This window comes from Pseudovibrio sp. W74, from assembly GCF_001623085.1.
Lineage (GTDB): Bacteria > Pseudomonadota > Alphaproteobacteria > Rhizobiales > Stappiaceae > Pseudovibrio.
The window spans coordinates 32,380-47,939 of the sequence record NZ_LMCJ01000042.1; the positions used below are offsets into that span (position 1 = coordinate 32,380).

A 15,560-nucleotide genomic window follows, 5' to 3' on the forward strand; every position below is an offset into this window, starting at 1 on the left:
GCGTCAGGAATATTCTTCGGCTGCTTCCAGCTCTTCAAAAATGTAATCGAGTGTCTGCTCAATGGTGGGGCGCTCGAAAAAGATGCGCAGCGGCACTTCCATTCCCAACACATCATGCATTCGGGCAATAATGCGTGTGGCACGAAGAGAATGCCCGCCAATGTCGAAGAAGTTGTCGCGTATGCCGACACGCTCCAGCTGCAGCACCTCGGCCCAGATACGTGCAAGCTCCTCTTCCATTGGGGTTTCAGGAGGCACGTAACTGGTGATCGGCTGAACACTGCCGCTATCGGGCTCTGGAAGCTGGCTACGGTCTATTTTGCCGTTAGACGTCAAAGGCAAGGTATCCAGCTGCACATAGAGCCCCGGCACCATATACTCCGGCAATTGGCTGGCAAGGATGGTACGCAATGCAGCAGGATCTAGCGAGCCAGCGCCTTTATCTGGGCATACATAGGCTACCAGCTGCGCGTCTTTGGCCTGATCCTGATGGGCCACGACGATAGCATTGGACACGCCCTCACTCAGACGCAAGGCATGTTCGATCTCGCCGGGCTCAATCCGATAGCCACGCACTTTGATCTGGAAGTCATCTCGCCCTAAATACTCAATGGTGCCATCTTTCAGATAGCGCCCAACATCACCAGTCTTATAAAGGCGCTCTCCAGCTTTGAACGGGCTATCAATAAAACGTTCTGCTGTGAGTTCAGGGCGGTTCAGATATCCGGCTGCAACACCTGGGCCAGCAACATAAAGCTCCCCCGCCACTCCGGGAGCGGCCAGTGCCAGATGTTGATCCAAAACATACATCGTCATGCCTGCGATGGGCCGGCCTATAGGAACAACTGGCGGATAATCTGCGTGATGTTCAACCTCTTGCGCTGTGCAATATATGCTTGCCTCAGTAGGTCCATAAAGGTTCTGCAGCCGTACGGGCCCCAATACTTCGAAACAGCGCTTTGCCAGATAGGAAGAAAAGGCCTCACCACCGCACAGCACAGACCGCAAGCTCGAGCAAGTGTCAGCCCCTTCACACGACAGGAAGAAGCCCAACAAAGAAGGGACAAACTGACAGACTGTGACCTGATACTCACCTATGAGTTCAACCAGATACGAACCTTCCAGTAAGCGGGAGCGGTCTGCCACAATTATGCTTGCACCACAGGTAAGGCTGGCGAATATCTCAACCACTGAGATGTCAAAGGTGAGAGAGGTGGACAAGAGAACTCTGTCTTGCTGGGTGATTTGACCTTGCTGCTGGAACCATGCAACGAGATTAGCGGGACCTTTGTGCGGTACCATCACGCCCTTAGGTTTGCCCGTGGTGCCAGAGGTGTAGATCACATAAGCTGCGTTTTCGCGGGAAACCGATACATTCAAGTTGTCTTCGCCAAGCACCTGCCAGCATGGATCAGGCTGATCCAGATTGATCAGCTTCTCAGTAACACCCATCTCTACCATTTGAGGCAGGGTGACATCATCACACAGAACAAGAGCCGGAGCGCTGTCTTCAATCAGGTAAGTGATGCGCTCAATGGGGTAGGTTGCATCAACTGGGACATAGGCTGCGCCGGTTTTCAGGATGGCGAGGAGCGCGATGACGGCATCAGCGGATTTTTGCATGCACACCGCAACACGGTCTTGATATCCAACGCCTTTGGAAACCAGGTATCTGGCAAGCTTGTTGGCTTGACTGTTCACCTGAGCATAAGTGAGTTGGAGTTCATCAGTGATCAAGGCAACCTGACCACCGTGCGCTGCAGCAGCGGCTTCAAAGCCGCCATGGAGTGTGTTTGAACTCTCTGAAAACTCTGCCCCTTCTGCAAATTCAAGGAGCCTGGTCTCCAGATCCCGATCTAAACCAACAAGTTGATGTGTTGGCGTCGTTTCAGCTTCTGGATAGATTTTTGTGAGGTGTTGCAGGCCCTCCTGCGTCATCCTCAAAAGCGCAGATGCATTGCAGCCATGTGGGGCCTGTGTCTGGACTTTGAATGTCCCCCCGAAGTCATCAATTGTCAGGTTGAACGGGTAACTGGTGCCATAATGGCCGGCGAGGTACGTGGCGCCTGGTAAGTCGCGATGAGAGGTGCCTTGAGACCCATCCGACAGAAGCTCGGCATGGCGAAAGTTGATCAGTGAAGTGATGAGTGGTGTAGCACGGTCCACTCCACTGGCTTCAATCGCATCGGTTAACGAGGAGAACTCGTGGTGCATCAGATCGACAAGTGTCTGGTGGACAGCACGAAGGGCGCTCACCCAATCCCGGTCAGCAAGCTGGATGCGCAAGGGAAGGGTGTTGATGAAGGGCCCCAATATCCGCTCAGCGTTTTCGAGCCCCTGCAATCGACCAAGGAGAACTGTGGCAAAGCAAATATCTTCCTGCCCAGAACACCTTGCCATGACCAGAGCCCAGACGAAGTGAAATACTGAAGCCGTACTCACCCCTAATCGGCTGGCAAGTTCTCTGATGTCCGCAGTCAGCGTGACATCAGTATCGGCGCTATCAGTATCCAGATCTGCGCCATGAACATGCTCACCTGTAAGACCGAAGGGTGCCGTGGCGCTTTCAAACCCAGTGAACAGGTCACGAAAGAAGTTGTGTGTGTCCTCCTTGCGGCTCTGCCCCTGTTGGAACGCAACATATTTTCCAAACTGAGCAGGGGAAGGCAACGTCTCACCTTGCCCCATCATGAATGCTTTGACCTCAGCATTCAGCTGCTTGAGCGATGTGTTGTCGTCGATAATGTGGTGGAACAGTTTGAGAGCCAGCCAGCGTTTGTTGTCAGCATCATAGCAATAATGAACGCGAAGAAGGGAAGGCTCGCGAAGATCAACTTTTGTTACTCGTGGATCAAACAAGGCCTGAAGCTTTGCAACGACATCTCCAGTACCTTTGAGGCTATCAGTCTCCAACTCACAGTTTTTCAGCTTAACATTTTTCAGAACAACCTGAAGTGGCTTTTCCAGCCCTTCGGACACAAACACTGTGCGCAAAATGTCGTGGCGATCCATGGCCTTCTGCAGGGCAGCCAGATAGCTTTGCAATGCTTCAGCTGTCTCAAATGCCATCAGGCCCCAGAGCAGATATGGATCCCCTTGTTCTGAAAGCCGATGATGGAAGTAAATACCTTCCTGTAATGGTGTCAGAGGGTAAATGTCTTTTACATTTTGGATGCCACCGGGCACCGACCCTGCAATATGCTCGATCTGCATTTGCGAAAGGCCGGAGATAGACATTGGGCTTTGTTTGGTGCCAGTTTTTCCAGCAGTTGCGCTCTGTTGAACGCTGGATTGAATGTGTTGCGCAAGATCCTTGAGCACTGGCCTGCGTAGCAAATCCACCGCTGCGAGATGGAAGCCTTTGACATGCATGGAGGCCTGCACTCTTGCAGCTAAGAGTGAGTGACCACCCAGTTCAAAAAAGTTGTCAAAGCGGCCAACCTGTTTGACCTTTAAGATATCCGCCCAAACCTGAGCTAATAGCGTTTCGCGGTCCCCCTCTGGACTTACGAAGGTTTTGCTTTTGGTCTGTGTAACGTTGTATCTTTCAAGCGCTATGTGGTCCAGTTTACCGTTTTGGGTCAGCGGTAGCGCCTCTAACTCTACGAATACTGAGGGCACCATGTAGTTTGGCAGAAGATTAGCTGCAAAAGAATGTAGCGCGCTGGAATCCAAGCCTGTTCTTTGTGCCACGGGCACATAGTAGGCGACCAACAGGGCATCGCTTGTGGCCACATTTCTGCAGGTGACAACAACGTGCTGAAGCTCATCGTGGGTGGCGAGAGCGGCTTCGACTTCGCCCAGTTCGATGCGGTATCCGCGCACTTTCACCTGACTGTCGTTGCGGCCCAGATACAACAAGGTGCCGTCAGTTGCATACCTAGCCAGATCCCCTGTTCTATACAGGCGATCACCGGGTAGAAACGGGTTCTCAATGAACCGCTCCGCGTTTAAGGCTGGACGGTTAAGGTAGCCTCGTGCAACGCCAGCTCCACCGACATATAACTCTCCGGCTGCACCGAAGGGTACAGGCATGAGGTTGTCATCCAGTACATGAAGGCTCAGATCATCCAACTGGCGACCAATTGGACTGCCTTCTGAATAGTGATGAATGTTCTCAGCCGTGAGCTCTTTGTAGGAAACATGTACGGTGGTTTCCGTGATCCCGTACATGTTCACCATCTGACAGCCCGCATTACCAGGATTGTCAAACCAGTTTTTGAGCATCGATGTTGAAAGGGCTTCACCACCAAACACCACTGAGCGCAATGCATGTGGCATGACAGCTTCGGCCTGTGCCGTCATGAAAGCACGAAAGGCGGAAGGTGTTTGACTGAGAATTGTTACCCCTTGGTTGCAGCACAAAGCATAGAACCGAGCGGGATCGCGGCGCACATCCTCTGGCACAATTGCAACAGAGCCGCCCGTAGAAAGGGCTCCCCATATCTCCCAAATCGAAAAGTCAAATGCGTAGGAATGGAAGAAGGACCAGACATCAGAGGATGTGAAGTTAAACAGAGGCTGGCAGGTGTCAATCAATCGGGCAATGTGCTGATGTTCAATTTGAACGCCTTTGGGTTGCCCAGTAGATCCTGAGGTGTAGATGACATAGGCAAGATCCTCAGCGCAGACAGGCTCCAGCGTAGGACCCATCGGCACTGAATAGTCTGTGGTTTCTGCAAGATCTTCAAAAACATGGAAATTTTGATTGTCTGGCAAACTTGCAAGAGATTGGTGCGTTGCACGGCAGCATAAGATCAAATCTGGCGCACTATCTTGAAGAATAAAGGCCTTCCGCGCTTCTGGCAGTGCGGGATCGATTGGAAGATATGCTCCACCAGCTTTCCAGATTGCCAGCAGTGCCACGATCAAATCGGCGTTTCGTTCCATACAAACGCCGACCAGCTTCTCCTTACCTACACCATGAACACGTAGCTTCATGGCCAAGCATGACGCTTGCTTTTCTAATTCATCGTAGGAAAGGGATGTTTCATCCTGAAGGATCGCGGTGTGCTGAGGCTGGGATTTTGCGAGCTGTTCCAGTCTATGGACGACCGCGCTTGGCGCACTGGTCTTGGTCGGTTGGGTAGGCGCGCTGAGCGAGAGCAGATGATTTCGTTCTTCTTCGCAAACTGCGCTGAAACTGGTGACTGACAGGTCCGGCTCAGATAAACACTGCTCCAACAATGCGAAGAAATTCGCCTGCATGCGTTCTATGGTTTGAGGCTGAAAGAGATCAGTCGCATAGTTCCACAAAAGAGTCAGCGCCGGGATATCAGTATTGTCAGAGGAACGGGGGAGAATGACCACCTCAATATCAAATTTGGCAGAGTTGTTGCTGTAGGCTTCGTACAGCGAGACGTTCAGATCATCTCGCGCAAGCTCTGGTACCTTTGAGTTGTGGTAGCTAAAACCAACTTGGAAAATGGGGTTTCTGGAAAGGTCACGTTCAGGCTGCAACTCTCGGACAACTCGTTCAAACGGCACTTCTTCATTGTCATAAGCGTTGGAGAGTGTGCTTCGCAGTTGATGTAGATATTCTGAAAAACTTGGGTTGTTAGACAGATCGGAGCGAATAACGACACTGTTCACAAACATGCCCAGCATATGTTCTGAAAAGCTGGTTTTCCGGTTTGCGACGGCGCTGCCTGTGAGCTGGTCTTTTTGGCCTGTGTAGCGGGAGAGTAGAAGATGGAAGACACCGAGAAGCACTGTATAATCTGTGTGGCCACTGGCCTTGCAGTAGGCTTCCAGTTCTTGAAGTGGCGACCCTGTTAATTCCAAACGAGACTGTTTGCCTTTGAACGACATCGTTTCTGGGCGTGAGGCATCTGTTGGGAGAGCGAGAGTAAAGTTGGCGCTTGAGAGCTGTTCTTTCCAATAGGCCAGCTGTTTTTCATAGGTTCTCTCTGCGTCCTCACTCTGCTGCCATCCCACGTAATGCCGGTACTGGGCGGGGACAGGCGCGAGATTGGGCAGTGCTCCATCTGCGAAAGACTCATAAGCCTCCAGAAACTCTGAAAGAAAGATATTCGCGCTCCAACCGTCATGAACAAGGTGATGTTCAATGTGCAAGAGAGCGGAGGAGCCATCATCAAGCTTGAACAATACCCAGCGAGCCAATGGCAAGCAGCTGGTGTCAAAGGGTTTTGAGACCTCGCGATCAACAACCTTCCAGAGCTCTGGGCTATCCATTGAGGTGTTCAGGTCCACCAGATCCAATTGGGCAGGCACAGGTTGATGAACTTTCTGATAGGTCGTACCAGAAGCATCTTCGTGAAACGTGGTGCGAAAAATCTCATGACGCTCGACAATCAGGTCCAATGCTGACTGCAACGCGGATGCATCTACTTTGCCCTGCATCCGGATCAGGCATTGAGCGTTGTATGCAAGAGAGCCCGGCGTTAGTTTTTCCAGTAACCACACTCCGTTTTGTTGATGAGAAACGGGGAAGATGGTTCTTTCCAGATCATAATCAGTCAAAGACCTCTCGGATCTATCTGGTTCTTCTGAAGTTTGGATTTTTGCCGCGAGTTCGCTGAGTGTCTTTCCGGTAAATACGTCTTCTAGTGAGAGGACTGGACCAAACCGTTCACGGCACCGCGTGAGAAACTGAACAGCATCAAGGGAAGAGCCTCCCAGAGTTTGAAGTGTGTCATTACAAAAGACCGTTTCGACGTGGAGCAGATCTTTCCAAAAACCCGCGAGGATCTGTTGCGTTTCTGTGCTCGGAAGCTCATTTGACTGCGCGCCGCGGGCATATCTGTCAGGAGCTGGAAGTGCTTTTCGATCTATCTTGCCATTTACATTTAGAGGGAACTCATCGAGGTGAATAAACGCGCTCGGTACCATATAGTTTGGCAAGAAGGCGGAGAGGTTGGTTTTAAACTCGTCCACGCCAGGGACAAGAGCACCATCTCGCAAAGTGAAGTAAGCGAGTATTTCCGGGTCTTTTGAGTAGGCTGTTGTCGCGGTAACATGAGCGTGCTCTATGCATTCAAGCTTAGAAAAACACTTCTCAACTTCCTGCAATTCAACACGATAGCCACGCACCTTGACCTGCTCATCCAGACGACCGAGGAACTCCAGCGTTCCATCTGCAAGTCGTCGCGCGCGGTCTCCTGTGTTATAGAGCCGACCAGTTGCAATGCCGGGGACGGAACGGAATACTTTCGCAGTAAGATCTGGCTGGTTCTTGTATCCACGGGCTAACCCGATACCGCCCAACCACAGGGTGCCGACCCCACCATCTTTCACTTGTTTCAGATCATCATCGAGAACATGGACATCAACGTTTGAGATCGGCTTGCCTATCGGAACTGTATCCGAACTACCAGTCTCACCGCTGCTCTTGTAAAGTGTTGCGCATACAGTGTTTTCAGTCGGACCGTATGCATTTATCAGGTTAACGTGCCCGGACCAGCGTTCCACGAGTGACCACGGCATTGCCTCGCCCGCGACCACCACTGTCTTTAAGCTCGAGTAATCCAACGGGTCCATGCGACTGGCAAGAGAAGGAGGCACTGTTAGATGAGAAATACTTCTGTCTTTAACAATGTGCTTCAATGCATCTCCGGCTAACAGCGTGCCGTCGGGTGCAAAATGAAGCTGAGCTCCACAGCACAAACTCACCAGAAGTTCAGATATTGAAGCATCAAAACCTAAAGATGCGAATTGAAGGACGCGAGAGCTCTCATCCAAACCAAAACAGCGCGCTTGCTCCAAGGCTAGATTTAGCAGACCACGATGCTCAATCATGACACCCTTGGGCTGTCCCGTAGAGCCTGAAGTGTAGATGATGTAAGCAAGCTGATCTGGTTTAACCGATTGGCTTGTGCTGCTAGTGAAGGGAGTTGGATCCAGCTTAGAATAATTAATGATCTGCAATGAGTTCGGTATCTCGGCAGATAACTCCTTCACAAGAGACGCTGTTTCGTCAGTGCACACAACGACACTGGCCTTGCTGTCCTTAAGCATGAACTCAAGCCGTTTGCGTGGGAGAGTATTGTCCAGCGGGACATAAACTCCTCCAGCTTTATGAATGGCAAGCAACGCTATTATGGCTTCTGGAGTGCGAGGCATACACACTGCAACAGTAACTTCGGGCCCAACCGCGTTGGATTGCAGAACGCTTGCAAGTTGGGCTGTTGCGCCAAGCATTTCGCGGTAACTGATAGTCTTTCCATCCCCCACTAAGGCTGGATTTGAAGCATTTTTCGTCGCAACTTGTTCTATGTGCGACACGACATTGGCTAGGTCACCTGGGTTCATCGTAACCTGGTTGCGAGGAATGGTTTCTTCCATGAAACAACTATCATTGATTGTGTAATTGAATAAAAATTTATATTACTGAGAGTTATTTGTACTTACTCTCAGTCCACACGTCCGTTTAGGTCGGATTCAGGGAAGTAAAGGTGAATTTTATTCATTGAGGCCTCGGGTATTAAATTTTTAATTGCTCAAACTTTCTTTCTAATATATCACAAAGTCAAGTTATAATTCGAATCTGAAGGCATCTTGTTAGCGTGCTGGGGAAACAAATGAACCACTCATATTTGAGGGAGAGCATCTCATTATTGTTATGATCGACAAGCTAGGGGGCCGGTCGAGTAATAATTGTGAAGTTTTCTATTACAACTAATTCGCTGCGCAATTTCCGCGCCGAACGTCTTCATTAACGAGCAGGTTTTATGTTCATGCCCGTACCAAGTCACCGGCAATCATTTCTGCGTCAGTTCTGGGTACTTCCGAGACCAGCAAAAACTATCCTGGTTGGCACCTTTTGCGCACGCTTTGCATCGTTCATGATCTGGCCTTTCTTCGCGGTACTCATGGCACGAAACTTCGGAACCTCTATTGCCGAACTTGGGGTAGTTTTTTCGCTGTCAGCGTTTGCTGCGCTTATTGCTTCGCCTGTAAGTGGGATTATAGCGGACAAGTTGAATCGTCGCGCGATCATGCTGATCAGTGCTTTGAGCATCTTAGGGCTCTATAGCGTTCTGGCGTTTGGAAGGGATGAGCAGATCTATTTTGCGGTCATCGTGGGCATGTCCGTTGCCAATGGTGCACTTGAGCCGCTTTTACGATCTGCATTGGGGGACTGCGCAGCGAAGGATGAAGACCGACCACTGCTGTTTCACATACGCTACTATCTGGTCAATATCGCAGGTGCGTTAGGGCCTTTGTGCGGCCTATGGTTTGCAAACCAAAACTCAAACTTCGCTTTTCTCGCAGGTGCGGTTGCGTACGCTGTTCTCGCGCTCTGCATAATGAAAAGTGTCGCGCCAAGCATTGTTGTCTCAGACAGGGAGGAAATGCCGATTTCGACACTGTTAAAAACAGCAGTAGTGGATCGTCTTTTTCTGACATTGTTTATCTCAAATTTCTTCCTGGTCATCTTGTACGCACAAATAGATGAGCCCCTCACATTTTTCCTGATGTCTCTCGAAACGCCTGATATCAATGGGATTATTGCCTCGATCAACGTTACAAACACGAGCGTCGTTTTGATCGTCCATCTGTTCTTGATGAAGTGGCTGGTTGAGCTTGAAGAACACAAGGCCATTCTGGCTGCTTTCTTTTTCCTGATGCTTGGTCTGCTGGTGATCGCTTCCAATCGCTCCGAAGTAAGGGAGTTGTGGCTTGTTGCGATAGCACTTGCGACATTGGCGGAAATTATCGCCATGCCTTTGTTTGCCACAGTGGTGGATCGCACCGCTCCTGTGCGTCTTAGGAACAGCTATATGGGCCTTTATATGCTTTCCAATGCGGGCGCTGCTGCGGTGCCATTTGCTGCAGCAATGGTGATTGAACGTATCGGTGGAGGGCCATTGTTCCTCACATCCGCGATAATGTGCGTACCGGTAGCTTACCTGGGTTTCCGGCTGCTCAGTGCAACCAGACAAAGAGAAAAAATTGCGGAGCAGGCCAGCTGAACTGCTGACCCATCTCACGTGAGGAGTGGTGTGAAATGAACCCGTACAGTTCGCTGGCTTCCAACAAATTCTGGCGCCCATCGGTCGCAGAGCGAGACTATTTCTCGATCTCGCAGGTCTGGACCCCGAAGTTTCAAATACAGAAAGATGCGGCCATAATAACTGCCGGGTCTTGTTTCTCTCAGAACATGGGCAAAGAACTGCAGCGGCGAGGGATGAACTGGCACAATGCTGAACCCGCGCCTGACAGTTTAAGCGCTCGGGAAGCCTTTGATCACAACTATGGCGTTTTTTCATTCAGAACAGGAAACATCTATACCGCACGTTTGTTGTTGCAATGGCTCCAATGGGCTTTTGATGAAGTCCCCCAGTCTAAAGAGACTTGGAATAATGGAGAGCGGTACTTCGATCCATTCCGGCCCAATATTTCCCCAAATGGCTTTGAAAGCCCTCAAGCCATGTGGGCATCACGTGAAGACACCCTTGTGACTATTCGCAAAGCGATAAGTTCTGCTGATCTGTTCGTGTTCACTATGGGTTTGACAGAGGCCTGGCTCAATACGGCAACAGATGTTGTCTATCCTATGTGCCCTGGCACAGTGAAAGGCCGGTTTGATGAAAGATTGCATAAAGCGCATAATTTTGCCTTTGCAGAAATACTCTCTGATTTTCAAAAATGTATCGATCTTATAGGAAGACACAATCCCAACCTGCGTCTGGTGTTTACCGTTTCACCGGTTCCGGTCACGGCGACATTCACGACGCATCATGTGCTAACAGCTTCCACCTATACCAAGTCTGTTCTGAGAGCTGTGGCAGGGCAGTTGGAAGTCTCCAATGAGAACGTCGAGTACTTTCCCTCTTACGAACTGGTTGCTTCTCCTCCCATGAATGGAGTGTTTTACAACCCCAACAAGCGCACGATCACACCAACCGGCGTCCGATTTGTAATGGGTCATTTCTTTAATGGCATTTCTTCTGCTGATCAGATGCAGCAAGGCCATTCAGACGTCAGCACGCAATCACTCCTTCCAACTGAGGATATCATCTGTGAAGAAGAACTACTCGACTATTACAAATGACATTCAGTTCTTGTTGTTAGGAGACTCCCACGCTGGCGCAATTGGGCGTGCGGCCAAGGAAGCTGGAGTCCCGTTCGTTGGTGGTCCGATGGGAGCAGGGCGCGAGTTCACAGCTCCTTTTGTTGACTGGATTAATGAAGATCCGGCATTTCGAAGTGGCTATGCCAATGAAATGTATCGGTCTTTTCTGGAGGAACTCGACGCAAATTCGCTGCAGGATGTAAAGGTTCCACTGCTCTGCACTTTCGGCTTTGCGCTGCATTTTTACGCAACCACTGAAAACTGGGAGATATACAGGGAGGTTGACGGAACGCTGCCATCAGCCTTTCTGGAAGGCCCTCTGTTTCATGGCCTTATCTGTGCCATGGCACAGGGCGCTTTGGATTTCTACCGCACCGTTCTCAAAATGGGAGTTGAGGTGATTGCCGTTCTTCCTCCCCAGAAAGTACCTGAGACTTCAGAGCCAAGTGTTTTCCAGGCAGCGCAAAACGTGATGATTGCAGAAGCAGAACGCTTGGGCCTTCCGGTTCTGGACGTTCGCGATGGTACTACGGGTTTCGATAAATTACAGAACGAAGACTTCTCGCAGGAAAATGACCCAATTCACGGGAATACTGCATTTGGTCAGGCTATTTTGAATGCGTTTTCCAGTCAGAGGATATCAGCTCATGTTGGTGCGTGATTTGGAGCAAATACACATTGAGGCTGATCTGGCGAGTTGTATCGTGTCTTTGTTGACCGATGGTACGGTTCAGAGACTCCATGCGTATATGGGGCGAACAGTCCTGGTGCTTGGAGTTGAAGCAGCACAGATGCGTGGGGAAAGCACCCGTGAGCTGGAATGCCTCAAAGATATGCATTGCAAAGCGGCGATAGGGGATATGCCAGTATCCGAGTGTTGGCTCAACGCGTTAGAAGATGCTTACTTAGTCCTGTTTCGCCTTGCGTTCGTTGCGGAGAAAACCTACCGCGTTTCACACTCCAGTGCGCTTGAGTTTGCCGCGGGCAATAAAGATATGATCGAGAGCGAGTTTGGCTCTGCGGAAGCTTATGCTGATTATTATGGCACTTTAAACAGCGAAGCCAATACCAAAGCGTTTGCTCAGGCAAATGCGCAAGTTCATTCCAACATAAACGCCAAACTGTTTACTGATGGCTCGCTGCAGGGGGCAGATACGACTGCTCTCCTCAGCCTGTTTAAAGCTTCGGCCTATGCCTTTGCGTGTGCTCATGCATTTGGTGAATTGGAGAGGCGTTACTGTGAAGCTTTGCTACGCCTCGTTAGAGGCCTCCAAACTATTACTTAACTATTTTCCAGGGAGAGAACTTCATGCATGAACATGCTCTGACAGCTATTGAAAGTATTGCGGCAGCGCCTCGAGAAACCTACCGGCATATTCAGCTGGACCGCCTTACACCGGTCATTGGCGCTGAAGTTTGTGGAGTAAATTTATCTGAAGGCGTAAGCAAAGAGCAGTTTGCTGAGATCCACCGTGCCTTTCTTGAAAACCACGTCCTGGTGTTCCGCAATCAAAAACTCACCAAAGACCAACAGAAGGAATTTGCTCGGCAGTTTGGTACACTGCGTGCTCTTCCACTGAGTGATATTGATGGTGATGATCCAGAGATTGTCTTAATCCGTGCCGGTAAGAAATCTCGATTTGTAGCAGGAGAGGTTTGGCATACAGATGGCACAGCTGATCCAGCCCCTTCGCATAGCTCGATGTTGTACATGCATGAGACACCTGAACTTGGATGCGGTGGGGATACCTTGTTCGCGAACATGCATCTGGCCTATGAGATGTTGTCGCCTGTGATGAAAGAGTTCTTACTTGGGCTCACTGCAGTTCACGATGGAGCCGTGCCTTGGAAGGGCTTTACGCCACCAGAAGGGCTACCTAAAACTGAGCACCCAATAGTTGCGAAGCACCCTGAGACAGGCAAGCCAATGCTTTTTGTAAACTCGGGTTTTACAACGCATATCCCAAATTTATCCGAGGAGGAGAGTGATGCCATTTTGAACATGCTCTTTCAACTCGTTGAACGCGAACAGGCATTGAATTGCCGTATACGCTGGGAGCCGGGCACATTGGTATTTTGGGACAATCGCTGCACGCAGCATCGCGCAGTGTGGGATTACTTTCCATACTCCCGCTTTGGCGAGCGCGTGACCGTTTTAGGCACTCAACCAGCTGCCGCAGAACCTCATCGGATCATGAAGGAAATGGAGTTGGCAGACTGAGTACCTCGCAACATGGCTTCATTCGTTTGAAGGATAGGGGCTCTGGCTCCTACCAGCAATAAATTTTACTTTAATACCGGCAAGTATTTTGAAAAATGTAGGTTCAAGCCCATGTGCATCAGCATTGCTCAAACTGAGAGAAGCATGGTGCTACAGGCCGGAGACCTCGACCTTTCATAGGCTGTAAAGGGTACAGGAGAGGGAGAGATCGAGTGACGCAAAATCAGACTAGTGTTCTTAATAGCCTGATTTCGATTGTGGTCTTAGTTGGCATTTGTTTCAATACATAGTTGAGAGCCCGACAGAAAGCACCTGTTATGCTGGCAGTTAGCCCTACATCCATAAATTTGGATCCCCAGTCACTTATCGGAAACTAGTCGGCTATGTTGTTAGTCAGAGCACGGGCATGACGTATCAGGCGCCCAACTTCCGGCCAATCATGAGTTGCCATTAACTTAGGATCCACCATCCATGAACCACCGCAACAGATGACGGAAGATAGTGCGAGGTAATCGTTGACGTTCGCGGGATGAATGCCACCAGTCGGCATAAAGCGAAGGTCTTTGTAAGGAGCAGAGACTGACTTGAGCATATTGATACCGCCTGCTGCTTCTGCGGGAAAAAACTTCAGCGTTTTCAGCCCAAGATCAAGTGCCTGTTCCATCTCACCTGGCGTCATAGCGCCAGGAATGACATCCAAATCGTTATTAAGGCAGTAACTTATGGTTTGAGGATTGAAACCTGGAGAAACAATCATCGAAGCGCCCGCATTAGATGCAGAGCGAGCTTGCTGACTGTTCAGGACTGTGCCCGCAATCAAAAGAAGCTCTGGGAATTCTTTTGCAAAGACTTCGAGGGATGCGAGAGCGGGTTTCGTTCGCAAAGTTACTTCAGCGACGGGTAGGTCATTGACAATCAGTTGCTCAGCCAGAGGTTTGACTTGCTCAAGTGATGAGATTTGAATGACTGGAACGACTTTATAGGCTTCCAGTACACGGACTTTACTGTTCATTTCGATTCCATAGTTTTTTTGGGGGGCCAAGTTCAGGAGAAAAACTCCCCCTGAACTTGCTGGCATTTGTCCCTATTAAGGCTGCAAGTAAGATTTCTTGCCGACCTTCAAACGCCAGATTTTGAAATTAGAGGTTTCAGGGTTCTCAAAGTTCATATTCCCATCCACCCAAGTGTGCAGATTGTTGGATGTGATATAAAGATCGCCATTCGGTCCCCATGCCAATGTATCTGGCCAAACCATGGTTTTGTCATAGGCGAGACGAGTGACGTCACCGGTTTCAGCATCACGATGCATGAGCCCGTTGAGTGTGAGGCCTGTCATGTAAAGGTTTCCATCCCGGTCGGCAGTCATGCCATCAGTGTTGGAAGGTAGAGTAGTCACAACACGAACACTTGCTTGCAGCACATCTTCGGAACGGCTGAAATCACGCAGCAAAGCGGTCTCGATAGCATACAGCGTGTTACCGGTCAGATTAGTCCAGTAAAGGGTCTTTTTATCACCAGACAGAGCGATACCGTCAGCACCTGTTAGCATAGGATTTTTGGAGAGTACTGGTTCACCATTGATGTTGAAGAAGAAGTTCTTCTCGTTATTGGTGAACTTGGTACCAGCAAGAACCCGGCGCGCTGTATTTGTGTTACTGTCATAGACAATCAAGCCGCCATCCAAGGGCTGACAGAAGATTCCTGAATCGGTGATGTAAGCAAAGCCGCTATCGTTATCGATGGCAAGATCATTCAGGAAAGAGCATTTACGATTACTGTCTTTTTCACTGAACTCATAACGTTGAACTTCTTCGTTTTTATCAATGTCCCAAAGAACAAGCTTTTCGTCACCAGCTTTACTGGGCTGACCTGCAACATGTCCCTGGTCCAGGACCCACATGATGTTGTTGCGATCAATCTCAAAGCCTAGAACAGCTTTCAATCCCTTGGCATTATCCATGCTGTTCATTTCCTCAGAAGGATATGGAACAAGCACTTTTCCTTCCGGGGTATCTTTCAATTTAGAAAGCGTTGCTGGGATCTCTGGGCCACCCCAGCGAGCAGTTGACACATACAAATTGCTTTGCCTGTCGACTTTTACGCCCTGCATCAGAGATTTGCCGAAAAGCTTACTGTTCTCCCAGGTGGTTCTTACTTGTGTATCCCGCACTTCGTAAGGAAGTGAGTTCCATTCAGTAACGATTTCCAGTTTTGGACCAGCCAATGCTGTAGATGCAACAAGTGAAAGTACAGCTGCACCAAGCAGCTTTGAGACGATCTTCATGGGTTCTCCCTTTCCTT

General features: G+C 49.8%; 8 protein-coding genes. 5 read left to right on the forward strand and 3 right to left on the reverse strand.

Going from position 1 to position 15,560, the window contains the following annotated elements; all coding sequences use genetic code 11:
* Positions 1–3 precede the first annotated feature (3 nt).
* On the reverse strand, positions 4–8,304 hold the full coding sequence (locus PsW74_RS19485) for a non-ribosomal peptide synthetase (protein ID WP_063288102.1): 8,301 nt from the start codon (positions 8,302–8,304) through the stop codon (positions 4–6).
* Between the two features lie 392 nt (positions 8,305–8,696).
* Between PsW74_RS19485 and PsW74_RS19490 the strand changes: the two genes are divergently transcribed.
* Genes PsW74_RS19490 through PsW74_RS19510 form a run of 5 tightly spaced genes read left to right on the forward strand, consistent with a single transcriptional unit; the run spans position 8,697 to position 13,259 of the window.
* The gene (locus PsW74_RS19490) at positions 8,697–9,935 is read left to right on the forward strand and encodes an MFS transporter (protein WP_193757800.1); all 1,239 of its coding nucleotides are present in this window, start codon (positions 8,697–8,699) and stop codon (positions 9,933–9,935) included.
* 35 nt (positions 9,936–9,970) lie between these two features.
* Complete coding sequence (locus PsW74_RS19495; RefSeq protein WP_063288104.1) at positions 9,971–11,017, forward strand: GSCFA domain-containing protein; 1,047 nt, start codon at positions 9,971–9,973, stop codon at positions 11,015–11,017.
* Positions 10,986–11,699 carry a hypothetical protein gene (locus PsW74_RS19500; RefSeq protein WP_063288105.1) on the forward strand — a complete coding sequence of 238 codons (714 nt, stop codon included), beginning with the start codon at positions 10,986–10,988 and terminating at the stop codon, positions 11,697–11,699. Before PsW74_RS19495 ends, PsW74_RS19500 begins: the two co-directional genes overlap by 32 nt.
* Positions 11,686–12,324 (forward strand): hypothetical protein, encoded by a 639-nt coding sequence (locus tag PsW74_RS19505; RefSeq protein WP_063288106.1) that lies wholly within the window; start codon positions 11,686–11,688, stop codon positions 12,322–12,324. Before PsW74_RS19500 ends, PsW74_RS19505 begins: the two co-directional genes overlap by 14 nt.
* A 23-nt stretch (positions 12,325–12,347) precedes the next feature.
* Positions 12,348–13,259: a TauD/TfdA family dioxygenase gene (locus PsW74_RS19510; RefSeq protein WP_063288107.1), complete on the forward strand. Its 912-nt coding sequence runs from the start codon at positions 12,348–12,350 to the stop codon at positions 13,257–13,259.
* Between the two features lie 373 nt (positions 13,260–13,632).
* Here PsW74_RS19510 and PsW74_RS19515 read toward each other — a convergent pair whose 3' ends face one another.
* Both PsW74_RS19515 and PsW74_RS19520 read right to left on the reverse strand, forming a co-directional pair.
* Positions 13,633–14,271: a bifunctional 4-hydroxy-2-oxoglutarate aldolase/2-dehydro-3-deoxy-phosphogluconate aldolase gene (locus PsW74_RS19515; protein WP_063288122.1), complete on the reverse strand. Its 639-nt coding sequence runs from the start codon at positions 14,269–14,271 to the stop codon at positions 13,633–13,635.
* A gap of 75 nt (positions 14,272–14,346) precedes the next feature.
* Positions 14,347–15,543 carry an L-dopachrome tautomerase-related protein gene (locus PsW74_RS19520; protein ID WP_063288108.1) on the reverse strand — a complete coding sequence of 399 codons (1,197 nt, stop codon included), beginning with the start codon at positions 15,541–15,543 and terminating at the stop codon, positions 14,347–14,349.
* Between the last annotated feature and the right edge of the window lie 17 nt (positions 15,544–15,560).